This window comes from Pseudomonadales bacterium (assembly GCA_041395945.1).
Lineage (GTDB): Bacteria > Pseudomonadota > Gammaproteobacteria > Pseudomonadales > Azotimanducaceae > SZUA-309.
Genome location: JAWKZN010000001.1, coordinates 3,197,962 through 3,223,646 on the forward strand (window position 1 = coordinate 3,197,962; position 25,685 = coordinate 3,223,646).

The 25,685-nt window shown below is 60.3% G+C and carries 38 protein-coding genes; 2 read left to right on the forward strand and 36 right to left on the reverse strand.

The genetic code is table 11. The features are described 5' to 3' along the window. Positions 1-57: 57 nt before the first annotated feature. The 7 genes from rodA to R3E82_14670 all read right to left on the reverse strand — a co-directional run bounded on the left by rodA (position 58) and on the right by R3E82_14670 (position 6,610). Positions 58-1,188, reverse strand: a complete 1,131-nt coding sequence (rodA, locus tag R3E82_14640) for a rod shape-determining protein RodA (GenBank protein ID MEZ5552130.1) — start codon at positions 1,186-1,188, stop codon at positions 58-60. After that, positions 1,185-3,071, reverse strand: coding sequence for a penicillin-binding protein 2 (gene mrdA / locus R3E82_14645; protein ID MEZ5552131.1), 1,887 nt, complete (start codon positions 3,069-3,071; stop codon positions 1,185-1,187). The genes rodA and mrdA overlap by 4 nt, the downstream gene beginning before the upstream one ends. A 16-nt stretch (positions 3,072-3,087) precedes the next feature. Next, positions 3,088-3,555: a 23S rRNA (pseudouridine(1915)-N(3))-methyltransferase RlmH gene (rlmH, locus tag R3E82_14650; GenBank protein ID MEZ5552132.1), complete on the reverse strand. Its 468-nt coding sequence runs from the start codon at positions 3,553-3,555 to the stop codon at positions 3,088-3,090. A 19-nt stretch (positions 3,556-3,574) separates the two neighbouring features. Then, a complete protein-coding gene (gene rsfS, locus R3E82_14655; GenBank protein MEZ5552133.1) occupies positions 3,575-3,922 on the reverse strand; it encodes a ribosome silencing factor in 348 nt (115 codons plus the stop codon). 24 nt (positions 3,923-3,946) lie between these two features. Beyond that, the gene (nadD, locus tag R3E82_14660) at positions 3,947-4,576 is read right to left on the reverse strand and encodes a nicotinate-nucleotide adenylyltransferase (GenBank protein ID MEZ5552134.1); all 630 of its coding nucleotides are present in this window, start codon (positions 4,574-4,576) and stop codon (positions 3,947-3,949) included. Then, the gene (locus R3E82_14665; protein ID MEZ5552135.1) at positions 4,573-5,862 is read right to left on the reverse strand and encodes a glutamate-5-semialdehyde dehydrogenase; all 1,290 of its coding nucleotides are present in this window, start codon (positions 5,860-5,862) and stop codon (positions 4,573-4,575) included. Before R3E82_14665 ends, nadD begins: the two co-directional genes overlap by 4 nt. Before the next feature lie 136 nt (positions 5,863-5,998). Then, positions 5,999-6,610, reverse strand: coding sequence for an LON peptidase substrate-binding domain-containing protein (locus R3E82_14670; GenBank protein MEZ5552136.1), 612 nt, complete (start codon positions 6,608-6,610; stop codon positions 5,999-6,001). An 84-nt stretch (positions 6,611-6,694) separates the two neighbouring features. Between R3E82_14670 and R3E82_14675 the strand changes: the two genes are divergently transcribed. Then, on the forward strand, positions 6,695-7,591 hold the full coding sequence (locus R3E82_14675; protein MEZ5552137.1) for an undecaprenyl-diphosphate phosphatase: 897 nt from the start codon (positions 6,695-6,697) through the stop codon (positions 7,589-7,591). Positions 7,592-7,643: 52 nt separating this feature from the next. On the opposite strand, the gene ssb is transcribed toward R3E82_14675, so the two are convergent. Further along, positions 7,644-8,120, reverse strand: coding sequence for a single-stranded DNA-binding protein (gene ssb / locus R3E82_14680; GenBank protein ID MEZ5552138.1), 477 nt, complete (start codon positions 8,118-8,120; stop codon positions 7,644-7,646). Between the two features lie 175 nt (positions 8,121-8,295). On the opposite strand from ssb, the gene uvrA reads away from it, so the two are divergent. Then, positions 8,296-11,139: an excinuclease ABC subunit UvrA gene (gene uvrA, locus R3E82_14685; GenBank protein MEZ5552139.1), complete on the forward strand. Its 2,844-nt coding sequence runs from the start codon at positions 8,296-8,298 to the stop codon at positions 11,137-11,139. A 636-nt stretch (positions 11,140-11,775) separates the two neighbouring features. Here uvrA and rplQ read toward each other — a convergent pair. The 28 genes from rplQ to rpsJ form a co-directional block, all read right to left on the reverse strand. After that, positions 11,776-12,189 (reverse strand): 50S ribosomal protein L17, encoded by a 414-nt coding sequence (rplQ, locus tag R3E82_14690; protein MEZ5552140.1) that lies wholly within the window; start codon positions 12,187-12,189, stop codon positions 11,776-11,778. A gap of 72 nt (positions 12,190-12,261) precedes the next feature. Beyond that, the gene (gene rpoA, locus R3E82_14695) at positions 12,262-13,260 is read right to left on the reverse strand and encodes a DNA-directed RNA polymerase subunit alpha (GenBank protein ID MEZ5552141.1); all 999 of its coding nucleotides are present in this window, start codon (positions 13,258-13,260) and stop codon (positions 12,262-12,264) included. 25 nt (positions 13,261-13,285) lie between these two features. Further along, positions 13,286-13,906, reverse strand: coding sequence for a 30S ribosomal protein S4 (gene rpsD, locus R3E82_14700; GenBank protein ID MEZ5552142.1), 621 nt, complete (start codon positions 13,904-13,906; stop codon positions 13,286-13,288). Between the two features lie 19 nt (positions 13,907-13,925). Continuing rightward, a complete protein-coding gene (rpsK, locus tag R3E82_14705; protein MEZ5552143.1) occupies positions 13,926-14,300 on the reverse strand; it encodes a 30S ribosomal protein S11 in 375 nt (124 codons plus the stop codon). Between the two features lie 40 nt (positions 14,301-14,340). Next, positions 14,341-14,697 carry a 30S ribosomal protein S13 gene (rpsM, locus tag R3E82_14710; GenBank protein MEZ5552144.1) on the reverse strand — a complete coding sequence of 119 codons (357 nt, stop codon included), beginning with the start codon at positions 14,695-14,697 and terminating at the stop codon, positions 14,341-14,343. 38 nt (positions 14,698-14,735) lie between these two features. Continuing rightward, the gene (gene rpmJ / locus R3E82_14715; GenBank protein ID MEZ5552145.1) at positions 14,736-14,852 is read right to left on the reverse strand and encodes a 50S ribosomal protein L36; all 117 of its coding nucleotides are present in this window, start codon (positions 14,850-14,852) and stop codon (positions 14,736-14,738) included. A gap of 35 nt (positions 14,853-14,887) precedes the next feature. After that, the gene (secY, locus tag R3E82_14720) at positions 14,888-16,219 is read right to left on the reverse strand and encodes a preprotein translocase subunit SecY (protein MEZ5552146.1); all 1,332 of its coding nucleotides are present in this window, start codon (positions 16,217-16,219) and stop codon (positions 14,888-14,890) included. After that, positions 16,219-16,653, reverse strand: coding sequence for a 50S ribosomal protein L15 (gene rplO / locus R3E82_14725; protein ID MEZ5552147.1), 435 nt, complete (start codon positions 16,651-16,653; stop codon positions 16,219-16,221). The genes secY and rplO overlap by 1 nt, the downstream gene beginning before the upstream one ends. 2 nt (positions 16,654-16,655) lie before the next feature. Then, positions 16,656-16,844, reverse strand: coding sequence for a 50S ribosomal protein L30 (rpmD, locus tag R3E82_14730; GenBank protein ID MEZ5552148.1), 189 nt, complete (start codon positions 16,842-16,844; stop codon positions 16,656-16,658). A 29-nt stretch (positions 16,845-16,873) separates the two neighbouring features. Continuing rightward, positions 16,874-17,377 (reverse strand): 30S ribosomal protein S5, encoded by a 504-nt coding sequence (gene rpsE / locus R3E82_14735; GenBank protein ID MEZ5552149.1) that lies wholly within the window; start codon positions 17,375-17,377, stop codon positions 16,874-16,876. Positions 17,378-17,379: 2 nt separating this feature from the next. Further along, on the reverse strand, positions 17,380-17,727 hold the full coding sequence (gene rplR / locus R3E82_14740) for a 50S ribosomal protein L18 (protein MEZ5552150.1): 348 nt from the start codon (positions 17,725-17,727) through the stop codon (positions 17,380-17,382). Between the two features lie 80 nt (positions 17,728-17,807). After that, entirely contained in the window at positions 17,808-18,341 is a 534-nt protein-coding gene (rplF, locus tag R3E82_14745; protein ID MEZ5552151.1) for a 50S ribosomal protein L6, read from the reverse strand. A gap of 31 nt (positions 18,342-18,372) precedes the next feature. Then, the gene (gene rpsH, locus R3E82_14750) at positions 18,373-18,765 is read right to left on the reverse strand and encodes a 30S ribosomal protein S8 (GenBank protein ID MEZ5552152.1); all 393 of its coding nucleotides are present in this window, start codon (positions 18,763-18,765) and stop codon (positions 18,373-18,375) included. Between the two features lie 12 nt (positions 18,766-18,777). Then, the gene (gene rpsN, locus R3E82_14755) at positions 18,778-19,083 is read right to left on the reverse strand and encodes a 30S ribosomal protein S14 (protein ID MEZ5552153.1); all 306 of its coding nucleotides are present in this window, start codon (positions 19,081-19,083) and stop codon (positions 18,778-18,780) included. Between the two features lie 14 nt (positions 19,084-19,097). After that, positions 19,098-19,637 (reverse strand): 50S ribosomal protein L5, encoded by a 540-nt coding sequence (rplE, locus tag R3E82_14760; protein ID MEZ5552154.1) that lies wholly within the window; start codon positions 19,635-19,637, stop codon positions 19,098-19,100. A gap of 2 nt (positions 19,638-19,639) precedes the next feature. Further along, on the reverse strand, positions 19,640-19,945 hold the full coding sequence (gene rplX / locus R3E82_14765) for a 50S ribosomal protein L24 (GenBank protein ID MEZ5552155.1): 306 nt from the start codon (positions 19,943-19,945) through the stop codon (positions 19,640-19,642). A gap of 52 nt (positions 19,946-19,997) precedes the next feature. Continuing rightward, the gene (gene rplN, locus R3E82_14770; GenBank protein ID MEZ5552156.1) at positions 19,998-20,366 is read right to left on the reverse strand and encodes a 50S ribosomal protein L14; all 369 of its coding nucleotides are present in this window, start codon (positions 20,364-20,366) and stop codon (positions 19,998-20,000) included. Positions 20,367-20,368: 2 nt separating this feature from the next. Further along, entirely contained in the window at positions 20,369-20,635 is a 267-nt protein-coding gene (rpsQ, locus tag R3E82_14775) for a 30S ribosomal protein S17 (protein ID MEZ5552157.1), read from the reverse strand. Next, on the reverse strand, positions 20,628-20,828 hold the full coding sequence (gene rpmC, locus R3E82_14780; GenBank protein ID MEZ5552158.1) for a 50S ribosomal protein L29: 201 nt from the start codon (positions 20,826-20,828) through the stop codon (positions 20,628-20,630). Before rpmC ends, rpsQ begins: the two co-directional genes overlap by 8 nt. 26 nt (positions 20,829-20,854) lie before the next feature. Continuing rightward, positions 20,855-21,268: a 50S ribosomal protein L16 gene (rplP, locus tag R3E82_14785; GenBank protein MEZ5552159.1), complete on the reverse strand. Its 414-nt coding sequence runs from the start codon at positions 21,266-21,268 to the stop codon at positions 20,855-20,857. A gap of 33 nt (positions 21,269-21,301) precedes the next feature. Next, on the reverse strand, positions 21,302-21,964 hold the full coding sequence (gene rpsC, locus R3E82_14790) for a 30S ribosomal protein S3 (GenBank protein MEZ5552160.1): 663 nt from the start codon (positions 21,962-21,964) through the stop codon (positions 21,302-21,304). 8 nt (positions 21,965-21,972) lie between these two features. Next, positions 21,973-22,305: a 50S ribosomal protein L22 gene (rplV, locus tag R3E82_14795; GenBank protein MEZ5552161.1), complete on the reverse strand. Its 333-nt coding sequence runs from the start codon at positions 22,303-22,305 to the stop codon at positions 21,973-21,975. A gap of 65 nt (positions 22,306-22,370) precedes the next feature. Next, the gene (gene rpsS, locus R3E82_14800; protein MEZ5552162.1) at positions 22,371-22,646 is read right to left on the reverse strand and encodes a 30S ribosomal protein S19; all 276 of its coding nucleotides are present in this window, start codon (positions 22,644-22,646) and stop codon (positions 22,371-22,373) included. Between the two features lie 2 nt (positions 22,647-22,648). Next, positions 22,649-23,476, reverse strand: a complete 828-nt coding sequence (rplB, locus tag R3E82_14805) for a 50S ribosomal protein L2 (protein MEZ5552163.1) — start codon at positions 23,474-23,476, stop codon at positions 22,649-22,651. Between the two features lie 6 nt (positions 23,477-23,482). Continuing rightward, positions 23,483-23,779, reverse strand: a complete 297-nt coding sequence (rplW, locus tag R3E82_14810; GenBank protein ID MEZ5552164.1) for a 50S ribosomal protein L23 — start codon at positions 23,777-23,779, stop codon at positions 23,483-23,485. After that, entirely contained in the window at positions 23,776-24,381 is a 606-nt protein-coding gene (gene rplD / locus R3E82_14815) for a 50S ribosomal protein L4 (GenBank protein ID MEZ5552165.1), read from the reverse strand. The genes rplW and rplD overlap by 4 nt, the downstream gene beginning before the upstream one ends. 12 nt (positions 24,382-24,393) lie before the next feature. Further along, positions 24,394-25,047, reverse strand: coding sequence for a 50S ribosomal protein L3 (gene rplC / locus R3E82_14820; protein MEZ5552166.1), 654 nt, complete (start codon positions 25,045-25,047; stop codon positions 24,394-24,396). Positions 25,048-25,270: 223 nt separating this feature from the next. Then, positions 25,271-25,582 (reverse strand): 30S ribosomal protein S10, encoded by a 312-nt coding sequence (gene rpsJ, locus R3E82_14825; protein MEZ5552167.1) that lies wholly within the window; start codon positions 25,580-25,582, stop codon positions 25,271-25,273. Between the last annotated feature and the right edge of the window lie 103 nt (positions 25,583-25,685).

Below are 25,685 nucleotides of genomic sequence, written 5' to 3' on the forward strand. Positions count from 1 at the left end.
GAAAACCGATTCTTCCAGTCATCGGTCCAATTAGCCAATTCTTCCCCGCCTGAGCGGCTACCAGGCCCGATGCGTCCGGATCGCCATGATGATCCCGAACCCGGCCATCAGTGTGATCGCAGATGTCCCGCCGTAGCTCACCAGGGGCAGCGGCACACCGACCACGGGCAGCAGCCCACAGACCATGGCGATATTCACGAACACGTAGACAAAGAAGGTCAGCGTGAGAGCCCCGGCGAGCAGGCGGCCATAACTGCTCGGAGCCTGTGTCGCAATGTACAGGCCGCGCGCGATGATCAGCAGGTAGAGTATCAGCAACGTCAGCACGCCGATCAATCCAAGTTCTTCTCCGACTACCGCAATGATGAAATCGGTCTGGCTTTCCGGCAGGAAGTCCAGCTGACTCTGGGTACCCTGAAACAGTCCCTTGCCGTAGACCCCACCGGAGCCGATCGCCGTGGTGGACTGAATGATGTTCCAGCCCGCGCCGAGCGGGTCACTCTGGGGATCGAAGAGGGTCAGAATGCGCTTGCGCTGGTATTCCTGCAGCGTGTACCAGAGCCCCGGAGCGGCGACCGCCATGGCCATCAACGCATAAAGAATCCAGCGCCAGCGCACACCGGCGAGCACAATGACTGCCGCCCCGGCACCGGCGACCAGGATCCCGGTACCCAGGTCCGGCTGCACGATGATGCAGCCCGCAGGGATGGCGATGATGGCCATGGCAACACAGAGGTCCCCGAAACTGGGCGGCAGTGGTCGCTCGTGCAGATACCAGGCGACCATCATCGGCACCGCGATCTTCATGACTTCGGATGGCTGAAATCGGAGCAGTCCCGGGATTTCCAGCCAGCGCTGGGAGCCTTTCACCGTGACCCCGACCAGCAGCACCAGCACCAGCATGATCACACCGAGCATGTAGATGATCGGCGTCCAGCGCAGGTAAAAACCGGGCTGAAACTGGGCCGCCAGGATCAGCACCACGAAGGCAATAGCGAGACGCAGGACCTGATTTTCGAAGACTTCGACGTTGCGGTTCAGTGCGCTGTACAGCACGACCAGACCAAAACCTACGATGGCCAGGAGCACCACCAGCAGCAGAGGGTCAAGGTGGACCCGGGTAAGGCGTTCACCGGCACTCAACCCTGACCCGGCCGGCAGGCGGCGGACAAAATCCTGACTGCTCATCGGGCAACCAGCTGGGGCTGCAGGTAGGCGTCGAGTACTTCCCGGGCAACGGGCGCTGCAACGGAGCTGCCGCCACCGCCATTCTCCACCAGTACCGACAGGGCAATCACCGGATCATCCGCCGGTGCGAAGGCGATGAACCAGGCGTGTTTGCGGCTGTATTCGTCGAGTTCGTCCTCTTCGTATTCTTCCCCCTGGCGGATCTCCACCACCTGGGCCGTACCGGATTTACCAGCCATCCGATAGCTGATGTTCTGGCCGATATGCGCCCAGGCCGTGCCGTTCTGACGGTAACCCTGATTACCCCGGTGCACCACATCCTCCATGGCGTCCACCATGCGTTCCCAGTCCTCGGCGGACGGACCCGCAACCGGTGGCATCGGCTTCGGCAGATCGAACTCAAACAGCGGGCTGCTGCTCGACATCAGCATCCGTGGCCGCTCGACACGGCCCCGGCTGGCGATGGTGCTCGCCACCAGCGCCAGATGCAGGGGGGTGACAAGAAGATCGCCCTGACCGATGCCCATGTTGACGTTGTCACCCGGATACCAGGCTTCGCCCTTCGCACCGCGCTTCCACACCGGATCAGGCAGCAGTCCCGGACTGGTCTCCGGAATGTCCGCCGCGACACGCGCGCCAATGCCGAACTGAGCTGCAAATCCGTCCAGATCCTCGATCCTGATCCGGCTTGCCAGATTATAGAAATAGACGTTGGAGGAGCGATAAATCGCACGGTGCAGATCCACCGTGCCCTGTCCGCCGGAGTTGTTGGTTGTCCAGCTCCAGTCCCGATAAATGCGCTTCTGGTTGGGTAACTTGAACCAGCCCCGATCCTCTATCGTGTCATCCCAGGTCGTGATACCCAACGACAGACCAGCGAGTCCGACGATGGGTTTGAACGTGGAACCCGGGGCATACTGGCCATTGAGTGCCCGATTGAACAACGGCGTATCCCGGGATTTGACCAGCGCCTGGTAGTCACTGCTGGAAATGCCGCTCACGAACAGGTTGGGGTCATAGCCGGGGTTGCTGACCAGGGCCAGCACACCGCCGCTTCTCGGGTCCAGGGCAACGATGGCGCCGCGCCGGTCGCCCAGAGCGGCGGTTGCCGCAAGCTGAAGCCGGCTGTCCAGGTGCAGGGTGATGTTGCCGCCGGCCACCGGTGGTTTGATTTCCAGCACCTGGCGGATGCGCCCGTGGGCGTCAATCTCCACCTGCTGGTAGCCCACTTCGCCGTGCAGGAAGGACTCGTAGAATCTCTCAACACCCAGCCGCCCGACAAAGCGGGTTGCACTGTAGCGGATCGGGTCCAGGCGCCGCAGATCGTCTTCCGTGACCCGGCGCACCGACCCGACCGCGTGTGCCATCAGAGACTCGAAGGGATAGTGACGGGCGAGCTGGGTCACCACCTCGACACCGGGCAGCCGGTGACGGTTCACCGCCAGCCGGGCGATCTGTTCCGCATCCAGGGTGAGCTTCAAGGGCACCGGCTCGTAGGGTCGCCGGCGCCGCTTGCGACGGTCCTGGAAACCTTCAATGTCGTCTTCACTCACCCCCACCAGGGCATCGAGATCCGCCAGCAGCGCATCCATGTCGGCGATCCGCTCCGATACCAGGGCGAGGGAGGAGATCGGCCGGTTGTCTGCCAGCAGGACGCCGTTACGGTCGAAAATCAGACCCCGTGAGGGCGCCAGGGGCTGCATCTGGATGCGGTTGTCTTCTGAGCGGGTCTGGTAGGTTTCGTGTTCCCAGACCTGCAGCTGCAGCAGCCGCAGAATCAGCACACCGATGAGCAGCATCGCCATGGCAAACAACCAGGCAGCACGCACGACGAACGCGCGTCGCTCGGTTGCCGGATCCTTCAGTGACAGGGATGAAGCCATGAATCAGTGCCTGGGTTCAGCCGCGATGATAGGGGTGACCTTCGAGCAAGGTCCAGGCCCGGTACAACTGCTCGGCCAGAATGACTCGAACCAGCATGTGGGGAAAGGTCAGCGCCGACAGCGAGAGGGTCTCCTGGGCCGCGGCGAGCACACGACTGTGCAGACCATCTGCACCGCCGATCATGAATATCACATCGCCGCCGAGCATGCGCCAATCATCCATCCTGGCGGCGAGTTTTTCCGTGCTCAGTGTCTTGCCACCACCATCCAGGGCGACGATCCGGTCGCCATCGCCGACCCGGCCCAGGAGGCGACCGCCTTCCTCCTCGCGCAGTCTTTCTGCCGTCCAGCCCCGATGGGCGGGTGCGGAAACCTCGACGAGTTCGATCGCCATGTGTGGCGGCATGCGGGCCGCGTATTCGTTGAATCCCGCACTCACCCAGGAGGGCGCCCGGGTCCCGATCGCCAGCACCTTGAGTTTCATTGCATGTGGGGTCTGGTGCTCAGACCAGGGATTCAGAATCCGACGGAATCTCCGTCCAGAGGCGCTCGAGATCGTAGAATTTTCGGGTGTCGGACTGCATGACATGAACCAGGACGTCGCCGAGGTCGACGAGTACCCACTCATTGGTTTCGGTCCCTTCGATCCCCACCGGGTTCACCCCCTCTTCTTTCACCATCTCTACCACTTGATTGACAAGAGCTTTTACGTGGCGGTTGGAAGTTCCGCTGACCAGAACCATGTAGTCGGTGATATCGGTGATTTCCGCGACAGGGAGAGAGACGATGTCGCGGCCTTTGAGTTCCTCGAGTGCGTCCAGCACCAGATCACGTAACGCTTGCGAGGTCACAGGGGGCTCCATTTCAACTGGGTTTCATGCTCCATAGAGACGATGGGTCCTAATATAAGTGTCCACGGCGGCCGGGAGCAAATGAGCAACTTCCGCGCCCTGACTCAGCGCCTTGCGGATCGCCTCTGCGGAAACCTGCTCCATGTCTCTTTCGAGAACCAGAATACGACCCGCGGACTGCTCATGGAGGTCCGCGATAGCCGTCGTCTGTGCCCGCGCCATCAGCGCTTTGAGCCTGGGCTCGAGTGTAAGCGGATGCCCGGGTCGATTGAGCACGACCAGATGACACAGTTCCAACACCTGCTCCCATCGATACCAGCTCGCCAGCAGCGCGAAGGCATCACTGCCGATCACCCAGACCAGCGGTTCCCCGGGGTTTTCGCCGCGAATTTCGGCGAGTGTGTCGACGGTGAAGGAAGGCGCACTGCGGCGCATCTCCCGATCGTCCGGGACAAGCCGCTGATCCGACGCGCAGGCGAGCTTCAGCATTTCCCAGCGCTGCGCGATGCTGGCACCCGGTGCTGTGCGGTGCGACGGACGCGCGGACAGAATCAGCCGGATCTGCGGCACATCCAGCGCGTCGCACACCGACAGCGCGGCGTGAAGGTGGCCGAGGTGAATCGGGTCGAAGGTGCCGCCAAAAAGACAGATCAACGGTGCCGGACTTCCCCGTTGCCGAGGACCACGTATTTCTGGGAAGTCAGCCCTTCCAGTCCCACGGGCCCCCGGGCGTGAAGCTTGTCCGTGGAGATACCGACCTCGGCACCCAGGCCGAATTCGAAACCATCCGCAAACTGGGTGGAAGCGTTCACCATCACGGTGGCCGAGTCTACTTCCGCAAGGAAGCGCCGCGCATGGCCATAATTGGCGGTCACAATGGTATCGGTATGCGCCGAGCCGTACTCGTTGATATGGGCGATCGCAGCATCGAGTCCGGCAACCACCCGGATGGCAAGCACCGGACCCAGGTATTCCTCCCGCCAGTCGGCTTCGGAAGCGGATTCCGCCTTGATGTGCCTGCGGGTAACTGCGCATCCCCGCAGCTCTACACCCGCCTGCGCAAAACGCCGCGCAAGCTCCGGTAACACCGTGGCGGCCATCGAGTCAGCGACCAGCAGAGTCTCCAGCGCATTGCAGACCGCGTATTTTTCCACCTTGGAATTTACGGCAATCTCGACCGCCATGGCCGCATCCGCGTCACTGTCGATGTAGACATGGCAGATGCCGTCGAGGTGCTTGATCACGGGGATCAGGGACTCCCGACTGATGCGCTCGATAAGGCTTTTACCCCCTCTCGGTACGATGACGTCGACATGTTCCTGCAGACGCAGCAGTTCACCGACCGCCTGCCGATCCGTGGTAGCTACAAGCTGAACCACAGCTTCCGGCAGACCGGCAGCCGCCAGCCCGGTACGGATACAGTCTGCGATCGCCCGGTTGGATTCGATGGCTTCGGAGCCACCTCGCAGGATGCAGGCATTACCGGACTTCAGGCACAAGCTCGCCGCGTCGACGGTGACATTAGGCCGGCTCTCATAAATGATGCCGATTACACCCAGAGGTACTCGCATGCGACCTACCTGGATACCGGTAGGCCGGTAGGACAGCCCGCTGATTTCGCCGACCGGATCCGGCAGCTTGTCCACCTGCAGAACCCCTTCGATCATCCGATCAATGGCGGCATCGTCCAGCAGCAATCGATCGATCAGGGGCTGGTCCAGACCGCCGGCTGTCGCCGCCTTCATGTCTGTGCTGTTGGCCGCTTTGAGCGGCAGACGCGACTCATCCAGGGCCCGGGCGATGGCCTTCAGCGCAGTCGATTTGGTCGCGGTGCTGGCTGCGGCAATGACCCGGGAGGCTGCCCGGGCAGCACGGCCCGCCGCCTGCATATAACCGGCAATGTCCGCTGGTGCTTCAGATAGAGATTCGGCGGTCTTCATTCCGGCAGCCCGGGCGTGATGGGACCCGGAATTATACGCGCCAGCCTGTCCCGGTCCATGTGCATGCCACTCACGGGCGCAGTACCCTCATTCCCCACCGCGATCGGCGGTCGAGCCCGGGTAAGGCCGGCTCCGCTCAACCCCTCAGCTTGTGGACCAGGCGGGTCAACTCCTGCAGTCGCTCCCTGGGCAGCTGCAGCTGCAGCAGACTCTGCTTGATCTCCGCATCGATCGGCAGCAGCTCGGCCAGCCGCCAGCCCACGGAGCGGGCATCGCTGAAATCGATCTGCAGTTTTAATCGGGCTACCCCCGGGTGGATCATCAGCTGGTTGAGCAGGTCCACCAGATCCTGGTGCTCCTCACCTACCCCGATTTTCGGTTCTTCCGGCAGGTAGCTGACCTCACCGATGAGCAGGTGATCGTCTGCCTCGCGAACCCGCCGTATGCGGAATTTCTCCCCGCCCTGCACGGTGATACCCAGGCGCCCGTTGCTCAGCTGATTGAAGTCGACGATGTGCGCGGCGGTCCCGATATCAAAGATCTCAGGCGCCGCCTCCTCAGCCGTAGCCCTGGCATCGCGGCCGCTGCGGATGAGCACCACGCCGAAGGGTGCCTGCTCTTTCATACACCGGGCGACCAGATCCAGATAGCGCGGCTCGAAGATCTGCAGGGGCAGGAGGCCGTCCTGGAACAGCACGGTGCCGAGCGGGAAGAGGGGCAGCTCCGGATAGTGGGATACAGCACTCATGCCCGGCACTTTACACCGCCGCGCCCGCGGGGTGGAGTGATCCGGGCCTGTCCCGGACCGGGGTCAACCGATAGACTGCCCGGCGTGGATTGGCTGCAGATCATCGCACTCGCGCTCGTACAGGGAATCACCGAATTCCTGCCTATTTCCAGCTCGGCTCACCTGATACTTCCCTCCCACATACTCGGCTGGCCGGACCAGGGCCTGGCCTTCGACGTTGCCGTGCATCTGGGCACTCTCATGGCAGTGCTGGGCTATTTCCGCACCGAACTGGGCGGCTATCTGCAGGGTTTCCTCACGCTGTTCGACGGGACTTCCCCGGGACAGAACGGTCGCACACTGGATCCGCGGCTTGATGAACTGCTGAAACTGAGCGTCGCCACGCTGCCTCTGGTACTCGCCGGTTTTCTGCTCAAGGACTGGGTCAGTGACAATCTGCGCAGCGTGGCTGTGATCGCCGCCGCCACCATAGGCTTCGGTCTGCTGCTCGGCTTCGCCGATCGCTACCGGGGAACGGCTGCGGGAAGGCCAGAGTCCGCGGGGCAGGCTGTTAACCGTCCGCCGCAGTCTTCTAACAATCCGCCGCAGGCGCTTAACAATCCGCCGCAGGCGCTTACCTGGACCCAGGTGCTGGTGATCGGTGCGGCTCAGGTGCTGGCGCTGATTCCGGGCACATCACGATCGGGTATCACCATGACAGCGGCCCTGTGGCTCGGACTGAGCCGGACGACCGCCGCGCGTTTTTCCTTCCTGCTGGCCATACCGGCGATCGGCGGTGCTGCAGTGCTCCTGGGTACCGATCTGGTCACTTCGGCAGACCCGGTGCCCTGGCTGGGCTTCGGCGCCGGATTTCTGCTGGCCGCGGTGAGCGCCTACCTGTGTATCGCCGCCTTCGTGGCGCTGGTCGAACGCATCGGCATGATGCCTTTCGTCATCTATCGGCTGGTGCTGGGTGCCGCGCTGATCTGGTTGCTGGTGTAGCGCTCAGGGCCGGGCCGGGAGCCAACCCGTATTGGTTGCGACCGGCTGTGGGTCAGAACGGGATATCGTCGTCGAAATCCCCATCGTCTGACAGAGTCGGGGCATTGTCCCGCGTATTGCTGCCGGCCGAACTGCCTCGCGAGCTGCCGCCCATCGGCTCGTTTTCGAAGCCCGACGGCGCGCCGCCTGCTCCACCCCGGCTGTCCAGCATCTGCAGCTCCCGCGCCATCACCTCGGTGCGGTAATGCTTCTGACCGTCTTTCTCCCAGTTCGAAGTACGCAGGCTGCCTTCCACGAACACCTTGGAGCCCTTTTTCAGATACTCACCGGCAATTTCAGCCAGACGCCCGAAGCAGACGATGTTGTGCCACTCGGTGCGCTCCTGCTGCTCGCCGGAAGCCTTGTCGCGCCAGCTCTCTGATGTCGCCAAGCTGAAATTAGTGACCGGACCGCCACCCTGGGTGTACCGGGTTTCCGGGTCTCTGCCCAGATTGCCGATCAGAATGACTTTGTTGATACCCCGTGCCATGAGTTCTTGCCTCTCAATTCCTGGTTAGCCCTTTCAGGGGCGAAGTTTATCGTATGAGCTGTGCCAAAGCCGAAGAGTTTCCCTTCTCAGGATGTCAGTCACGGCTGAGCTTGCTCCGTCGAATCGATCCGTCTATGTTGTCCCGTTCCCTTGCAGATGAGCCGGATTTCCCGCCTTGGACACTATTTCCGTACGGGGTGCGCGCACCCACAACCTCCAGAACATCAACCTGGACATCCCCCGGGACAAGCTGATCGTGATTACCGGGCTGTCGGGATCCGGCAAGTCGTCCCTGGCATTCGATACCCTCTACGCGGAGGGTCAACGCCGCTACGTGGAATCGCTTTCCGCCTATGCCCGGCAGTTCCTGTCCATGATGGAAAAGCCGGACGTCGACCACATTGAAGGCCTGTCTCCTGCCATCTCGATCGAGCAGAAATCGACCTCGCACAACCCCCGTTCCACCGTCGGCACCATTACCGAGATCTACGACTATCTGCGGCTCATGTTCGCCCGGGTCGGCGAGCCACGCTGCCCGACACACGACGAGCCCCTCGATGCCCAGACCGTGAGCCAGATGGTGGATCAGGTGCTGAGTCTGCCGAAGGACAGGCGGATCATGGTGCTGGCACCGGTGGTGACCGAGCGCAAGGGCGAACACCTGCATGTATTTGCAGAGCTGATCAGCAACGGCTTCATCCGCGCACGGATCAACGGCCTGGTGGTGGATCTGGACGAAGCACCAAAACTCGACAAGAAAAAGAAGCACACCATCGAGGCGGTGGTGGATCGCCTGCGGGTCCGGGATGACATCCAGCAGCGCCTGGCCGAGTCCTTCGAGACCGCGCTGAATCTGGCCGATGGCGTCGCCCGGGTGGCGGACATGGATGACCCGAAAGCGCCTGAGCTGGTATTTTCCGCCCGTTTCGCCTGCCCCCAGTGCGGTTACAGCATCAGCGAACTCGAGCCGCGCATGTTCTCCTTCAACAATCCCGCCGGCGCCTGTGAAGAATGCGACGGCCTCGGGGTGAAACAGTTCTTCGATCCCGGGCTGGTAGTCCAGGATGAGGAACTCACCCTGGCGGAAGGCGCGATCCGCGGCTGGGATCGGCGCAACGTCTATTACTTCCACATGCTGACCTCACTGGCCGAGCACTACAAATTCGATGTGGAAGTGCCTTATGCAACCCTGAAGCAGAAACACCGGGATGCCATTCTCTTCGGCAGTGGCGGCGAGCGGATCGATTTCAGCTATGTGAACGACCGGGGCGATGTGATCCAGCGCCGGCACAAATTCGAAGGTGTGATTCCGAACATGGAGCGCCGCTATCTCGAAACCGACTCCACCATGGTGCGCGAGAATCTGCAGCGCTACCTGCGGGTGCGGGATTGCCCGAAATGCGCCGGTACCAGACTGCGGGAGGAGTCCCGGCACGTGTTTATCGATGGGGTGAATCTTCCGGCAATTTCCTCAGGGTCCGTTGAAGACACGCTCGACTACTTCAAAGGCCTCAAACTCACCGGCCGCCGTGGCGAAATCGCGGACAAGATTCAGAAGGAAATCCGCGCCCGCCTGCAGTTTCTGGTGGACGTGGGACTCAACTATCTGACCCTGGATCGCAGCGCGGATACCCTCTCCGGTGGTGAGGCCCAGCGAATCCGACTTGCCAGTCAGATCGGCGCGGGGCTGGTGGGGGTGATGTACATTCTCGACGAACCCTCGATCGGCCTGCACCAGCGGGACAATGCGCGATTGCTTAAAACCCTCGTCCATCTGCGGGATCTGGGCAACACGGTGCTCGTCGTGGAACACGACGAAGAGGCAATCCGCAGCGCGGATCACATTATCGATATCGGCCCCGGTGCCGGCGTACACGGCGGCAAAATCGTCGCTTCCGGAAAAATCGAAGACATTCTCAGGAGTTCGAAATCGATTACCGGTCAGTATCTCTCCGGGAAAAAGCAGATCAAGGTACCCGCGAAACGCACCGCCTATAACCCGAAGAAGGTCGTTCGGGTAAGCGGTGCTACCGGCAACAACCTGCAGTCTCTGACGGTGGACATTCCCTGCGGACTGCTGACCTGCGTGACCGGAGTGTCCGGTTCCGGGAAATCGACGCTGATCAATCACACGCTGTTTCCGGTCAGTGCCGCAAAACTCAATAAGGCGACGACCCTCACCGCGTCACCCCACGAGTCCATCACCGGTCTGCAGCATCTGGACAAGGTGGTCGATATCGACCAGAGCCCCATCGGCCGTACCCCCCGTTCCAACCCGGCCACCTACACCGGCCTGTTCACGCCGATCCGGGATCTGTTTGCGCAGACCCAGGAAGCCCGCGCCCGGGGCTACAAACCCGGACGCTTCAGCTTCAATGTGAAAGGCGGACGCTGTGAAGCCTGCCAGGGTGACGGCATGATCAAAGTGGAGATGCACTTCCTGCCGGACATTTATGTGCCCTGCGATGTCTGCAAGAGCAAACGCTACAACCGGGAGACCCTGGAAGTCCGCTACAAGGGTAAGAACATCCACGAAGTGCTCGATATGACCGTGGAAGACGCCCGGGAATTTTTCGATGCGGTGCCCATGCTGGCCCGCAAACTGCAGACCCTGATGGACGTGGGCCTTTCCTACATCCGGCTCGGCCAGAGCGCCACTACCCTCTCCGGCGGCGAAGCTCAGCGGGTGAAACTGTCCCGGGAGCTGTCGAAACGCGACACGGGTAAGACCCTCTACATCCTCGATGAACCGACCACCGGTCTGCATTTCCAGGATATCTCCCAGCTGCTCGACGTACTGCACCGCCTGCGGGACGACGGCAACACCGTCGTGGTCATCGAGCACAACCTCGATGTCATCAAGACCGCGGACTGGATCATCGATCTTGGACCCGAGGGCGGATCGGGCGGCGGGCAGATCATTGCCACGGGTACACCCGAAGAACTCGCCAGGAACAGGCGCTCCTACACAGGCAAGTACCTCAAGGCGCTGCTCAAGGCTCGGGCCAGCGCGGCATAGGCTCGCGGCACAGTCGGCTCGTCGCTCGTCGCTCAAATCAGGGCTTTGGAAGGGTGATCCAGGTGCGGCGGGCCAACGGGGGGTTCGAGACACTGCGGCGGCCGTCCCGGCTGCCTTCGGTTGGCGGACTTGCCTCGCGCAGAGCCGCGAGTCAATCCGCCGCCCTCAGCGCCGCAGCACTGTCCCGAACCCCCCGTTGGCCCGCCGCACTCGTATTTCGTTCCCAGTGGCTGGTTTGAGCTATGTGTGAAGTGTTAGGTGAGGAACCCGAGCCGAGCGCAACGCTTTGTCCGTGTGGCTGAGAGCCACAGCTCGCTGACAGCGTTTTGCCGGGAAGATAATTGCAAGGGTGGAGGGGTGACAGGGTCTTCAGCGCCGTGTAGCACTGCGCCTCGGCCGCGAATTGACTCGCTGCCCTGAGCGAGGCAAGTTCGCTTAAGAGGCGGAACCGCGGAGCGGCAGTGTGAGGCGCTGAAGACCCTGTCACACCGTCACCCATCGACTCAACTTTCCAGAGCAGACTCCGATCCGATAAGTACGGGCTGCTGAAACGACAACGCCCGCAGCAGACTCTGCAGCGGGCGTTGATCAGGCTTCCGCGCTGTCCCGGGTAGGGAGGCGCGGCAGGGTCGGCATCTACTTGTCTTCGGTCTCGACCTCTTCCGCGCCTTCGAGGTCATCCAACTCGACGACCGGGCGGTCCACGAGTTCCACATAAGCCATGGGCGCTGCATCACCAGGGCGGAAGCCGCACTTCAGAATCCGGGTATAGCCGCCGGGGCGATCGGCGTAGCGGGGGCCGATTTCGGTGAACAGTTTCCCGACCGTGGCATTGTCCCGGGTACGGGAGAAGGCCAGACGCCGATTGGCGACGGAGTCGGACTTCGCCAGGGTGATCAGCGGCTCAGCCACACGACGAAGCTCCTTCGCCTTCGGCAGAGTCGTCTTGATCACTTCGTGCGCGATCAGAGACACCGCCATATTGCGGAACATTGCCTGACGGTGCGAGCTGTTCCGGTTCAATTGCCGGCCGCTTTTACGATGACGCATTCTTTATTCTCCTCAAGCGACTCGCGCTTTTCCTAAGCGACCCACGCTTTTCCTAAGCGACTCACGCTTTTCCTAAGCGACCTTGTCATCCGAGCGCAGGCTCGGCGGTGGCCAGTTTTCCAGCCGCATTCCCAGGGACAGGCCGCGGGATGCCAGCACGTCCTTGATCTCTGTCAGCGATTTCTTGCCGAGGTTCGGCGTCTTCAGCAGTTCGACTTCGGTGCGCTGAATCAGATCACCGATGTAGTAGATGTTTTCCGCTTTCAGGCAGTTGGCGGAACGCACGGTCAATTCCAGATCGTCCACCGGGCGGATCAGGATCGGATCGACTTCGTCTTCCTTCTCTTCGACCGCAACTTCACCTTCGCTTTCCAGATCGACAAACACTGCAAGCTGCTGCTGCAGAATGGTTGCCGCGCGACGGATGGCGTCTTCCGGATCTATGGTGCCATTGGTCTCAAGATCCAGTACCAGTTTGTCCAGATCGGTGCGCTGCTCGACCCGTGCACTTTCCACGCTGTAGGCAACACGGCGCATCGGGCTGTAAGTCGCATCGAGACGGAGGACGCCGATCTGGCGGGAGTCTGCTTCTTCGTCCACTACACTGTCGACCGGTACATATCCACGGCCACGGGTGACACGCGCCTCCATGCGGATGGAGCCGTTGTCATTCAATGTGCAGATCAGATGATCGGGATTCGCGATCTCAACACCCGAGCTGAGCTGGAAGTCACCGGCAGTCACTGCGCCGGAACCATCCTTGCTCAGGCTGATCACGACTTCGTCCTGCTCATGCAGAACCACGGCCACACCTTTGAGGTTCAGCAGGATATCCAGGACGTCTTCCTGCACGCCTTCCATGGTGCTGTATTCGTGCAGAACGCCGTCGATCTGCACTTCGGTGATGGCACAACCCGGCATGGACGACAGCAGGATGCGTCGCAGCGTGTTGCCCAGCGTGTGCCCGAAGCCCCGCTCCAGCGGCTCCAGGGTCACCCGAGCGCGGGACGCGCTGATTTCCTGGATATCGATATGACGCGGGGTCAGAAATTCTGTAACGGACTGTGCCATTGACTTTAGTCTCCTTGAGCCTGGTCTACTTGGAGTAGAGCTCGACGATGAGGTTTTCGTTGATTTCGACAGGAAGCTCCACACGGTCGGGCAGCCGACGGAATACGCCTTCGAGCTTGTCCTGGTCAACGTCGACCCATTCCACTGGCGCACGCTGGCTGGCGAGCTGCAGTGCACTTTTGATGCGGAGCTGTTCGCGCGCATGTTCGCCGATTCTGATCACATCTTCGGCTTGCACCTGATACGAGGCAATGTTCACAGCCGAACCATTCACCAGAACCGCTTTGTGAGAAACCAGCTGGCGTGCTTCCGCCCGGGTGGAACCGAAGCCCATACGGTAGACGACGTTGTCCAGCCGGCTCTCGAGCAGGCGCAGCAGGTTCTCACCGGTAGCACCTTTCTGGCGGTCCGCCCGCTTGTAGTAGTTGCTGAACTGCTTCTCGAGCACTCCATAAATCCGGCGGACTTTCTGCTTTTCGCGCAGCTGCACGGCGTAGTCGGACAGGCGTGTCCGTCGCGCACCATGCTGGCCCGGGGGGTTGTCGATCCGGCATTTCGAATCGATCGGCCGCACACCGCTCTTGAGGAACAGATCTGTTCCTTCGCGGCGTGCCAGCTTGAGTTTCGGTCCTGTGTAACGGGCCATTGTCTATTCTCCCAATGGTCTAGACGCGACGCCGCTTCGGCGGTCGGCAGCCGTTGTGCGGTATCGGGGTCACGTCGGAAATACTGTTGATCTTCAGTCCTGCATTGTTCAGTGCACGCACGGCGGATTCACGGCCAGGCCCCGGGCCTTTGACCAGCACATCGACGCTCTTCATGCCGCCTTCGACCGCGACCAGTGACGCTTTCTCCGCAGCAACCTGCGCAGCAAACGGCGTACTCTTCCGCGATCCGCGGAAACCCGAGCCACCGCTGGTTGCCCAGCTCACGGTGTTGCCCTGCCGATCACTGATCGTGATGATGGTGTTATTGAACGAAGCGTGGATATGAGCCACTCCATCGATCACAACCCGCTTGGCGCCTTTCTTCTCAGCCATGCCTAAAGTTTCCCTTGAATTCCTTGCTGCCTGTCTTTGACTACTTTCTGATCGGACGACGCGGACCTTTTCGGGTACGCGCATTGGTGCGTGTCCGCTGACCGTGCACGGGCAGACCGCGCCGGTGACGGATACCGCGATAGCAACCCAGATCCATCAGACGCTTGATGCTCATCGCCTTTTCGCGGCGCAGGTCACCTTCGACCGAGCGCTTGGCGATCTCACCACGAATCACGTCCAGCTTCTCCTCGGTGAGATCCTGGATCTTCTGGCTCGGTTCGACTCCAGCCGCATCACAGATCTGTGCCGCTGTGGTACGCCCGATACCAAAAATATAAGTGAGCGCGATCACCGCATGCTTGTTGTCCGGGATGTTGATTCCGGCTATTCGTGCCATCTATATGCTCCGTTAACTTCTCTCTGACCTGACGCCGGTTAACCCTGACGCTGCTTGTGGCGGGGTTCTACTTTGCAGATCACCCGCAGCACGCCATTCCGCTTAACCATCTTGCAGTTGCGGCAGATTTTCTTGACCGATGCTCTTACTTTCATTGCTAACCTCGAAGGCCTGATTCGTTCCGGGTGCTTCAGCGCACCCGGGCGTTACGGCCGTACCCTTTCAGATTCGATTTTTCCATCAGCTTTGCGTACTGACTGGACATCAGGTGCGCCTGCACCTGGGACATGAAGTCCATCGCCACCACCACAACGATAAGCACTGCGGTGCCGCCGAGCTGGAAGGTCACGTTGAACGCCACGATCATGAACTCCGGCAGCAGACACACCGCGGTGACATAAAGCGCACCAAATACGGTCAGCCGGGTGATCACATCGTCGATGTACTTGGCCGTCTGCTGACCCGGGCGGATACCGGGCACGTAGGCACCCTGCCGCTTCAGGTTGTCCGCCATGTCTTTCGGATCAAACATGATGGCGGTATAGAAGAAACTGAAGAAAATGATCCCGCCTGCAAACATGAGGATGTACAGCGGCTGGCCGGGTGAAAGTACCAGCGAGATCTGCTGCAGCCAGTCCATGCCCGGGGAATTCCCGAACCACTGCGCCATGGATGCCGGCGCCAGCAGCAGGCTGGAAGCAAAAATCGCAGGGATAACGCCCGCCATGTTGATTTTCAACGGCAGATGGCTGCTCTGGCCCTGGAACACACGCCGCCCCTGCTGACGCTTGGCATAGTTGACCGCGATCCGGCGCTGGCCACGTTCCACGTAGACCACGAAACCAACCAGACCCACTGCCAGGATGCCGATCACCAGCAGCGCAATGATGTTGATATCACCCTGCCGTGCAGCCTCGAACGACTGACCGATTGCCGACGGGAACCCGGATACAATTCCGGAGAAGATGATCAGCGAAATACCGTTACCGACACCCCGCTCGGTGATCTGCTCACCCAGCCACATCATGAACAATGCGCCGGTTACCAGAGTTGTCGTGGCGACAAAAAAGAACGCAAATCCGGTCGTGAATGCCAGACCCTGATTCGCCAGTGTGACTGACAGAGACGTGCCCTGAATCAGTGCGATGAGCAGTGTGCCGTAGCGTGTGTACTGGGTGATCTTGCGACGGCCGGATTCACCCTCCTTGCGCAGCTGCTGCAGGCTCGGATACATCATCGTCATGAGGTTCATGATGATGCTGGAGGTGATGTAGGGCACCACGCCAAGCGCGAGAATACTCATCCGCTCGAGCGCACCACCGGAAAACATGTTGAACAGATCGAGGATGCCACCCTGCTGCTGGTCGAACAGCGCAGCCAGGCGATCGGGATTGATGCCGGGTACCGGAATATGTGTGCCCATCCGGTAGACGAGCAGCGCCATGAAGACGAACAGCAGCCGGCTGCGGAGCTCACTCAAGCCCGCCTGCACACCCGCCAGTTGTCCCGGATTGGTCGCCATCAGTCTTCTACCTTGCCCCCGGCGGCTTCAATTGCAGCGCGAGCGCCCCTGGTGACGGCCACGCCTTTGACGGTAACCGCACGATGAATATCACCGGACAGAATTACACGCGCGCGCTTCATGTTGCGCGACACCACGTTGCCCGTCTTCAGCGCGTCCAGATCGACCAGATCCGCACCCAGCGCATCGATTTCACTCAGTCGAACTTCTGCCGTGGACAATCCAACACGCGAGCGGAATCCGAACTTCGGAACGCGCTGCTTGAGAGGCTGCTGACCGCCTTCAAAGCCTGGCCGCACATTACCGCTCTTGCGGGACTTCTGTCCTTTCTGACCACGCGCGCAGGTCTTGCCCCAGCCGGAACCCGGTCCGCGACCAACGCGTCGCTTTCTGCGCCGGCTGCCTTCCGCCGGGCTCAAATTATTGAGATGCATTTCTACTGCTCTCCTTCCACGCGGACCATATAGCTGACCCGATTGATCATGCCCCGGTTCGCAGGCGTGTCTTCCACTTCCACCGAGTGGCCGATGCGGCGCAGACCCAGGCCCGCCACACAGGCCTTGTGCTTCTTGAGCCGACCGGCCGTGCTCTTGACCAGTGTCACTCGAATCGAATTTCCACTCATGACTGCTACCTAAATCCTTATCTTCGAGATCAGGCGCCGATCTCTTCCAGCGTTTTACCGCGCTTCTCTGCCACCGCATTGGGCGACCGCATGGTCGTCAGCGCCTTGAAGGTGGCCCGCACGACGTTCACCGGATTGGTGGAGCCGTAGCACTTCGCCAGCACGTTGTGCACACCGGCGGCTTCCAGCAGTGCGCGCATGGTGCCTCCGGCGATGATGCCGGTACCTTCTGATGCAGGCTGCATGAACACTTTCGATGCGCCATGGCGCCCCACCATCGGATACCAGAGGGTCGAACCATTCAGATCCACCTGGACCATATTGCGACGGGCGGCTTCCATCGCCTTCTGAATAGCGACCGGTACTTCCCGGGCTTTGCCACGACCGAAACCAACCCGGCCGTTGCCATCGCCCACCACACTGAGTGCTGTGAAGCCGAAAATGCGGCCACCTTTGACCACTTTGGCAACCCGATTCACCTGCACCAGTTTCTCGACAAGTCCTTCTTCCCGACTTTCTTCGGTATACGCCATCGCTAAAACTCCAATCCGCCTTCACGCGCCGCATCAGCAAGCGCTTTGATCCGTCCGTGGTACTTGAACCCGGAGCGGTCGAATGCCACCGAGGTGATACCGGCAGCTTTGGCTCTTTCCGCGATCAGCGTGCCGACCCGGGCTGCCGCATCCACATTGCCGGTGCTGCCACTGCGCAGATCCTTGTCCAGAGTCGAAGCCGCGGCCAGCACCCGATCACCTTCAGCCGCAATCACCTGGGCATAGATGTGCCGCGGTGTGCGGTGCACGCTCAGCCGCATGACGCGCAGTTCACGCATCTTGGAACGCCCCCGGCGTGCCCTTCGCAATCTCGCTGACTTCTTGTCCATCTGTGTCGTTACCTGTTCGTCTCTTTACGTATTCGGGCTACGTCTCCCGACTACTTAGTGCTGTCTGTTAACTCTTGCTGTTATTTCTTCTTGGCTTCTTTGCGGCGTACCCGCTCGTCCGAATAACGCACTCCTTTGCCCTTGTAAGGCTCCGGCGGGCGGAACGCGCGGATTTCTGCCGAAACCTGACCAACCTGCTGGCGGTCGCATCCGGTGACAATGATCTCGGTCTGCGTCGGCGTCTCGGCTGTGATGCCTTCCGGGAGCTGATACTCGACCGGATGGGAGAAACCCAGCTGGAGATTCAGCTTCCGACCCTGTGCCTGGGCGCGATAGCCAACGCCCTGCAGCTGCAGACGACGCTCAAAGCCTTTGGAAACCCCGGTGACCATGTTGTTCACCAGTGCCCGAGTCGTACCCGAAAGCGCCTTAGCCAGCTTCCCGCCACTGCGTGCGGCGAAACGGACACTGTTGTCTTCCAGTACCACCTGAACATCGCCGTGGACGTCCATTTCCATGGAGCCCTTTGCGCCTTTCACGCTGATGTGCTGGCCATTGATCTTTACTTCCACCCCTTTGGGCAGATCGACCGGATATTTCGCTATACGTGACATGCTGTTACCTTGCTGAAATCAGACCCGGCGATCAGAACACGGTGCAGACGACTTCGCCGCCCACACCCGCTGCCCGAGCTGCTCTGTCTGTCATCATGCCGCGGTTGGTGCTCACAATCGCAACGCCGAGCCCACCTTCAACCTTCGGCAGTTCCTCACAGGCCTTGTAGACCCGCAGCCCGGGACGGCTGACCCGGTCAATTTTTTCAATTACCGGTCTGCCGAGGTGATATTTGAGCTGCACCTGAAGCTGGGGCTTGGCATCGCCGTCGACATTGAAGTCGGCGATGTACCCTTCATCCTTGAGTACCTGGCAGACGGCAACCTTGGCACTGGAACTCGGCATCGAAACATCCACATGCCCCGCACGCTGCGCATTGCGCACTCGAGTCAGCAGGTCGGAAATCGGATCTTGCATCGACATTGGGGTACTCCCTTACCAGCTGGCCATGACCAGGCCGGGCACATCGCCCCGCATGGCTGCTTCGCGCAGCTTGTTTCGACCCAGACCGAACTTGCGGTACACACCATGGGGCCGGCCGGTCAGTCCGCAGCGGCGCTGACGCCGGCTCGGGCTGGCATTTCGCGGCTGCGCCTGCAGCTTCAGCTGAGCATCCCAGCGCTCTTCGTCGGACGCATTGCGATCAGCTATGATTGCTTTGAGCGCGGCCCGCTTCGCGGCATATTTGGCGACCGTCTTGGCTCGCTTCTTTTCCCGCTCGATCATTGATGTCTTTGCCATAACTCGCGTCTTACCTAGTTTCTGAACGGAAAGTTGAGCGCCCGCAGAAGGGCCAGGCCTTCTTCATTGGTTCGCGCGCTGGTGGTGATGATCACGTCGAGACCCCGGACCTTGTCGATCTTGTCGTATTCGATCTCCGGGAACACGATCTGCTCCTGCAGTCCCATCGCGAAATTGCCACGGCCGTCAAACGAGCGCGGATTCAGACCACGGAAGTCCCGGATCCGGGGAATCGCGATGCCAATCAGACGATCGACGAAGTCGTACATGCGGTCGCGGCGCAGCGTGACTTTGCAGCCTACCGGCCAGCCGGTGCGGATTTTGAACGCCGCTTCGGACTTGCGCGCGTTGGTGACTACCGGCTTCTGACCGGCGATCGCTGTCATGTCGCCAACCGCGTTATCCATGATCTTCTTGTCGCCAACCGCTTCGCCCACGCCCATATTGAGTGTGACCTTCTGCAGTCGCGGAACCTCCATGACGTTCTTCAGCCCGAGCTCCTCCTGGAGCTTCGGACGGATCTCGTCCATATATCTTTGATAAAGAGTCGTCATGATCAGTCAATCGCCTTATCGGTAGATTTGAAGTACCGGACGTTCTTACCGTCTTCCACCCGGATACCCACGCGGTCTGCCCGCTCGCCATTCCAGATCGCCACATTGGAAACATCGATCGGCGCTTCCTGTTCGACGATGCCACCCTGCTGACCGATGTTGGGGTTGGGGCGCTGGTGCTTTTTCACCATATTCACACCGGCAACGATCAGCTTGCCGTTATCCAGCACACGCAGCACGTCGCCCCGCCTGCCCTTGTCGCGGCCCGCAATCACGATCACTTCGTCGTCTTTCTTAATCTTCAACATCGTTAAAGCTTCTCAATCAGTCTTTATTCGCTGACCTCTGGGGTCTCTCGAATCAGAGTACTTCCGGTGCCAGCGAGATGATGCGCATGAACTTTTCAGTGCGCAGCTCGCGGGTTACCGGTCCAAATATCCGGGTGCCTACCGGCTGGTTCTGTGCATTCAGCAGCACCGCGGCGTTGGTATCGAACCGGATGATCGAGCCGTCCGGTCTGCGCACGCCTTTCCGGGTACGTACAACTACAGCATTCATCACCTGGCCTTTCTTGACCCGGCCACGGGGGATCGCTTCCTTGATGGTGACCTTGATGATGTCGCCGATATACGCATACCGACGATGCGAACCGCCCAGCACCTTTATGCACTGCACACGACGCGCGCCGCTGTTATCGGCGATCTCCAGCATGCTTTCTGTCTGAATCACCGTTACACCTCGCCCGCACGCTCGAGAATGCTCTCGAGCTTCCAGGATTTCGTCTTCGACAGCGGCCGGCACTCGGTCACGGTGACCAGATCGCCGATGTTGCAGCTGTTGTCTTCATCATGGGCATGAAGCTTCGACGATCGACGGATGATCTTGCCGTAGACCGGGTGCTGCACCCGCCGCTCGATCAGAACGGTAATCGTCTTGTTCATTTTGTTACTGACCACAGTGCCCGTGGCGCTGCGCGTAACTTTCAGATCCTCAGACATCCCGCTTCTCCCGGATCACTGTCTTGATTCGAGCTATGTCGCGCCGAGCTTCATTCAGCAGATGCACCTGGCCCAGCTGACCACTGGCCTTCTGCATGCGCAGGTTGAACTGCTCTTTACGCACGCGCAGCAGCTCCTTGGTGAGCTCGTCGACGCTCTTGGTTTTCAGTTCTTTCACTTCTGACGCTTTCATTACTATTCCGCCGCTGTATTCCGCCGCTACATCACCGACCGCTTAACAAACGCCGTCTTGAACGGCAGCTTTGCGGCCGCAAGCGTGAATGCCTCGCGCGCCACTACTTCTGTAACCCCTTCCATCTCATAGAGGACTTTGCCGGGCTGTACCTGACACACCCAGTATTCCACTGCGCCCTTACCCTTACCCTGCCGGACTTCAAGCGGCTTCTTGGTAATGGGCTTATCGGGGAACACGCGAATCCAGATTTTTCCGCCACGCTTCACGTGTCGGGTCATGGCACGCCGGCCGGCTTCGATCTGACGCGCGGTCATGCGCCCGCGACCTACCGCCTTCAAGCCATACTCACCGAAACTCACACGACTGCCGCGCAATGCCAGGCCGCGGTTGCGTCCTTTGTGCATCTTTCTGAATTTGGTTCTTTTCGGCTGTAACACGTCGCTCTTCCTTTAATTCCTGCCGCGCACCCTCTAAGCGGATGCTGCCGCCTTACCCTTGTCGCTGCCGCCAATCACTTCGCCTTTGAAGACCCAGACCTTGATACCGATGACGCCATAGGTGGTCTTCGCCTCCCATGTTGCATAGTCAATGTCGGCGCGCAGGGTATGCAGCGGTACCCGGCCTTCGTGGTAAACCTCGTTGCGGGCGATTTCCGCACCACCGAGACGGCCGGCTACGCGCACTTTGATACCTTCCGCGCCCAGCCGCATGGCATTCTGGATCACCCGGCGCATCGCACGACGGAACTGCACGCGTCGCTCAAGCTGCTGAGCCACATTCTGTGCGACCAGCAGGGCGTCGAGTTCCGGCTTGCGGATCTCTTCGATGTTGATGTGTACCGGCACACCCATCATCACCGCGACTTCCTTACGAAGACGCTCCACGTCTTCACCTTTCTTCCCGATCACGATCCCGGGACGAGCTGTATGAATGGTGATCCGCGCGGTCTGCGCCGGGCGCTGGATATCGATCCGGCTGATCGACGCCTGGGACAGGCGCTGACGCAGAAAATCTCTGACCGCCATATCGTTCAGCAGATAGTCGGCATAGTTTTTCTTGTCCGCATACCAGATTGAGGTGTGCTCTCTGACAATCCCCAATCGAAACCCGGTGGGATTAACTTTCTGACCCATATAAATTCCTACTCGTCCGAGACAGTCACAGTGATGTGACTGGTCCGCTTCACAATCCGATCCGCACGGCCTTTGGCACGCGGCCGAATCCGCTTCATCGACATGCCTTCGTTCACGAAGATCGCCGAGATCTTCAGCTCATCCACATCCGCGCCTTCGTTGTTCTCCGCGTTGGCGATTGCAGATTCGACAACTTTACGCACCAGCACAGCACCCTTCTGGGGGCTGAAACTGAGGATATCCAGTGCGTCGCTGACCGGCTTCCCGCGCACCTGATCGACAACCAGGCGCGCTTTCTGCGCCGAGATGCTCAATCTTTTTGCGGTTGCACTTACTTCCATTTCGTATCACCTGACCAATCAGTTATTGCACGCATGCAGCTGTTGCACGCACGTTGCGCACCCGCCTAACGGCGAGCCTTCTTATCCGCAGCATGACCACGGTAAGTCCGGGTCGGCGCGAATTCGCCCAGTTTGTGTCCAACCATGTCTTCGTTGATGAGTATCGGCACGTGCTGACGGCCGTTATGCACGGCGATTGTCAGACCCACCATGTCGGGCAGCACCATCGAACGTCTCGACCAGGTCTTGATCGGTCTCTTGTCATTGCTGGCTACAGCGGTCTCCACCTTTTTCGAAAGGTGCAGATCAACGAACGGACCCTTGCGCAGCGATCTGGGCATGCTTATCTCCTGCCTCTGCGGCGTACGATGAGGTTATCGGTGCGCTTGTTGCTCCGGGTTTTCTTGCCTTTGGTCGGCAGCCCCCAGGGGCTTACCGGGTGGCGGCCTCCGGATGTCTTTCCTTCACCGCCACCGTGGGGGTGGTCAACCGGGTTCATCGCCACACCACGCACTGTCGGGCGGATACCAAGCCAGCGCTTTGCGCCCGCCTTGCCGTAGGAGCGCAGGTTGTGTTCGCTGTTGCCCACTTCGCCGAGTGTTGCCCGGCATTCGGAAAACACGCGGCGCATTTCACCGGAACGCAGCCGCAGGGTGGCATAGGTGCCTTCCCGGGCAACCAGCTGAACGGATGCACCGGCACTGCGTGCGAGTTGAGCGCCCTTGCCCGGCTTCAGCTCCACGCAGTGGATCACGCTACCCAGCGGGATGTTCCGCAACGGCATGGTGTTGCCGGAACGGATTGGCGCCGAAGTACCGCTCATCAGCTGATCGCCGGCGCTGACGCCACGCGGTGCAATGATGTAGCGACGCTCACCATCGGCGTACTTGAGCAGGGCCAGATTCGCGGTCCGGTTCGGATCGTATTCGAGCCGCTCCACCACCGCAGGAATACCGTCCTTGTTGCGACGGAAATCGACGATGCGATAGTGCTGCTTGTGTCCGCCACCCTGATGACGGGTGGTGATACGACCTGCGTTGTTGCGACCGCCATTCCGGGATTTCGGAGCCAGCAGCGGTTTGTACGGCGCGCCTTTATGGAGCTCCGGATTAACCACTTTGACCAGGAAACGCCGGCCGGGTGATGTCGGTTTTGTCTTGATTACAGCCATTTGCTACTAATCCGCCGCCATGAAATCGAGTTCCTGACCAGCAGCAACCCGCACGTAGGCTTTCTTCCAGTTCTTCTTACGGGTAACGCCGCGAACGGTTTTCTTGGTCTTACCCTTGACGTTCAATGTGGTGACTTTGTCTACTGTCACACCAAAGAGCTTTTCCACCGCCTCTTTGATCTCGGCCTTGGTGGCATCAACGGAGACCTTGAAGCCGTATTGATTGGCAATGTCACCCTGAGCGGAGACCTTCTCCGAAAAGTGCGGCTCAACGAGCACGGTATACAGACGTTCTGCGTTCATACCAGCGCCTCCTCGAGCTTTCGCAACGCGCCCACAGTCATGAGCACCTTGTCGTGGCTGATCAGACTGACAGGATCCACACCCTGCACGTCACGCACATCCACGCTCTTCAGATTCCGGGAAGCGAGATAGAGATTCTCATCCACTTCCTCGCTGACGATGAGCACGCTATCCAGCTGCAGGTCTTTCAGCCGCGCCAGCAGACCCCTGGTCTTGGGTGACTCGAGACCGAAATCCTCGCAGACCACGAGACGTTCCTGGCGCACCAGTTCCGAGAGGATGCAGCGCAGCGCACCCCGGTACATCTTGCGATTGACCTTCTGGGAGTGATCCTGGGGCCGCGCCGCAAACGTGGTGCCGCCTCCTCGCCAGATCGGGCTGCGGATACTGCCGGCGCGCGCACGGCCGGTACCTTTCTGACGCCAGGGCTTGCGGCCACCACCGCGGACTTCCGCGCGGGTCTTCTGGGCCTTGGAGCCCTGCCGGCCTCCGGCCATATAGGCCACGACCACCTGGTGGACGAGTGCCTCATTGAATTCACGACCGAAGGCGGTTTCGGATACTTCGACGCTGCCACCGCTTGCTGCCAAGTTCAGGTTCATGTCATCTATTCCTTACGCAGCCCCGGAAGATTTGGTTTTCACCGACAGGCGGATGTACACATCGCCGCCAGCCGGACCAGGAACCGCACCCTTGACCAGCAGCAGGTTTCTCTCGCTGTCTACCCGCACCACTTCCAGGTTCGCTGTGGTGACCTGGACGTCGCCCAGGTGCCCGGACATCTTCTTGCCTTTGAATACACGGCCTGGCGACTGATTCTGCCCGATCGAACCCGGTGCCCGGTGGGAGACCGAGTTCCCGTGGGTGGCGTCCTGGGTACGGAAGTTCCAGCGCTTCACCACACCCGCAAAGCCCTTACCTTTCGAGACTCCGCGGACATTAACCAGCTGACCCGGCGAGAACTGCGCGACGCTGATCTCAGAGCCCACCGTGACTTCACTCGGGACTTCGTCCACCCGGAACTCCCAGAGACCGCGACCTGCCGGGGTTTCCGCCTTGGCAAAATGACCTGCCAGCGGCTTGCTCACCCTGTTCTGCTTGACCTCGCCGGCTGTCACCTGAATGGCGACATAGCCGTCTTTGTCGAGGGTCTTCACCTGGGTGACCCGATTCGGCGCCACTTCGATGACGGTGACAGGAATAGATACGCCGTCTTCAGTGAAGATGCGCGTCATGCCACTTTTTCTACCTACCAGACCGATTGTCATTCGTAGTTCCCAGTCTTCTCAATCCGGCGAGCGCTGCGGGTTACCGTCGCGTTCGCTCAAGATGCCAAAACCGCTTACCTGCAATCCACCTCCGCGAACTGGAGGGATGGCGCCGGTAAACGGTCCGTTTACGTTCGCTGGCCCCCTATCGGGGCCCTGTTGCGGCCTGTCGGCGAGTCCGCCATCAGGCACAAAAACGCCGGCTGCAAAGGCCGGCGCCAAGTCAATTCAAACTGATCTGCACCTCTACGCCCGCTGCCAGATCCAGCTTCATCAGGGCATCCACGGTCTTTTCCGTGGGCTCGACGATGTCCAGCAGGCGTTTGTGGGTGCGGATCTCATACTGATCCCGCGCATCCTTGTTGACGTGCGGGGATACCAGCACCGTGTACCGCTCCTTACGGGTCGGCAGCGGAATCGGGCCTTTGATCTGGGCACCAGTACGCTTGGCCGTATCAACGATCTCCTGAGTGGAAACGTCAATTAGCTTATGGTCAAACGCCTTCAGGCGAATACGGATCCGTTGGTTCTGCACCTGGCCCCAACTCCAATAAAATTCACTATAAAAACAGGTAACTGGCAGCCGCTTTGAGTACTAATTGTGGCGGTCTGGCAGACTTTTCGTCCCCACCGTTTCA

Bases quoted from the DNA above. Each gene is read 5' to 3' on its own strand.
- rodA (MEZ5552130.1), bottom strand. From the start codon at position 1,188: ATGAGCAGTCAGGATTTTGTCCGCCGCCTGCCGGCCGGGTCAGGGTTG.
- mrdA (MEZ5552131.1), bottom strand. From the start codon at position 3,071: ATGGCTTCATCCCTGTCACTGAAGGATCCGGCAACCGAGCGACGCGCG.
- rlmH (MEZ5552132.1), bottom strand. From the start codon at position 3,555: ATGAAACTCAAGGTGCTGGCGATCGGGACCCGGGCGCCCTCCTGGGTG.
- R3E82_14665 (MEZ5552135.1), bottom strand. From the start codon at position 5,862: ATGAAGACCGCCGAATCTCTATCTGAAGCACCAGCGGACATTGCCGGT.
- R3E82_14670 (MEZ5552136.1), bottom strand. From the start codon at position 6,610: ATGAGTGCTGTATCCCACTATCCGGAGCTGCCCCTCTTCCCGCTCGGC.
- ssb (MEZ5552138.1), bottom strand. From the start codon at position 8,120: ATGGCACGGGGTATCAACAAAGTCATTCTGATCGGCAATCTGGGCAGA.
- rplQ (MEZ5552140.1), bottom strand. From the start codon at position 12,189: ATGCGTCATCGTAAAAGCGGCCGGCAATTGAACCGGAACAGCTCGCAC.
- rpoA (MEZ5552141.1), bottom strand. From the start codon at position 13,260: ATGGCACAGTCCGTTACAGAATTTCTGACCCCGCGTCATATCGATATC.
- rpsD (MEZ5552142.1), bottom strand. From the start codon at position 13,906: ATGGCCCGTTACACAGGACCGAAACTCAAGCTGGCACGCCGCGAAGGA.
- rpsK (MEZ5552143.1), bottom strand. From the start codon at position 14,300: ATGGCTGAGAAGAAAGGCGCCAAGCGGGTTGTGATCGATGGAGTGGCT.
- rpsM (MEZ5552144.1), bottom strand. From the start codon at position 14,697: ATGGCACGAATAGCCGGAATCAACATCCCGGACAACAAGCATGCGGTG.
- rpmJ (MEZ5552145.1), bottom strand. From the start codon at position 14,852: ATGAAAGTAAGAGCATCGGTCAAGAAAATCTGCCGCAACTGCAAGATG.
- secY (MEZ5552146.1), bottom strand. From the start codon at position 16,219: ATGGCGACCAATCCGGGACAACTGGCGGGTGTGCAGGCGGGCTTGAGT.
- rplO (MEZ5552147.1), bottom strand. From the start codon at position 16,653: ATGCATCTCAATAATTTGAGCCCGGCGGAAGGCAGCCGGCGCAGAAAG.
- rpmD (MEZ5552148.1), bottom strand. From the start codon at position 16,844: ATGAGTGGAAATTCGATTCGAGTGACACTGGTCAAGAGCACGGCCGGT.
- rpsE (MEZ5552149.1), bottom strand. From the start codon at position 17,377: ATGGCGTATACCGAAGAAAGTCGGGAAGAAGGACTTGTCGAGAAACTG.
- rplR (MEZ5552150.1), bottom strand. From the start codon at position 17,727: ATGGACAAGAAGTCAGCGAGATTGCGAAGGGCACGCCGGGGGCGTTCC.
- rplF (MEZ5552151.1), bottom strand. From the start codon at position 18,341: ATGTCACGTATAGCGAAATATCCGGTCGATCTGCCCAAAGGGGTGGAA.
- rpsH (MEZ5552152.1), bottom strand. From the start codon at position 18,765: ATGTCGATGCAAGATCCGATTTCCGACCTGCTGACTCGAGTGCGCAAT.
- rpsN (MEZ5552153.1), bottom strand. From the start codon at position 19,083: ATGGCAAAGACATCAATGATCGAGCGGGAAAAGAAGCGAGCCAAGACG.
- rplE (MEZ5552154.1), bottom strand. From the start codon at position 19,637: ATGACGACTCTTTATCAAAGATATATGGACGAGATCCGTCCGAAGCTC.
- rplX (MEZ5552155.1), bottom strand. From the start codon at position 19,945: ATGTTGAAGATTAAGAAAGACGACGAAGTGATCGTGATTGCGGGCCGC.
- rpsQ (MEZ5552157.1), bottom strand. From the start codon at position 20,635: ATGTCTGAGGATCTGAAAGTTACGCGCAGCGCCACGGGCACTGTGGTC.
- rpmC (MEZ5552158.1), bottom strand. From the start codon at position 20,828: ATGAAAGCGTCAGAAGTGAAAGAACTGAAAACCAAGAGCGTCGACGAG.
- rpsC (MEZ5552160.1), bottom strand. From the start codon at position 21,964: ATGGGTCAGAAAGTTAATCCCACCGGGTTTCGATTGGGGATTGTCAGA.
- rplV (MEZ5552161.1), bottom strand. From the start codon at position 22,305: ATGGAAGTAAGTGCAACCGCAAAAAGATTGAGCATCTCGGCGCAGAAA.
- rpsS (MEZ5552162.1), bottom strand. From the start codon at position 22,646: ATGCCCAGATCGCTGCGCAAGGGTCCGTTCGTTGATCTGCACCTTTCG.
- rplB (MEZ5552163.1), bottom strand. From the start codon at position 23,476: ATGGCTGTAATCAAGACAAAACCGACATCACCCGGCCGGCGTTTCCTG.
- rplW (MEZ5552164.1), bottom strand. From the start codon at position 23,779: ATGAACGCAGAACGTCTGTATACCGTGCTCGTTGAGCCGCACTTTTCG.
- rplD (MEZ5552165.1), bottom strand. From the start codon at position 24,381: ATGAACCTGAACTTGGCAGCAAGCGGTGGCAGCGTCGAAGTATCCGAA.
- rplC (MEZ5552166.1), bottom strand. From the start codon at position 25,047: ATGACAATCGGTCTGGTAGGTAGAAAAAGTGGCATGACGCGCATCTTC.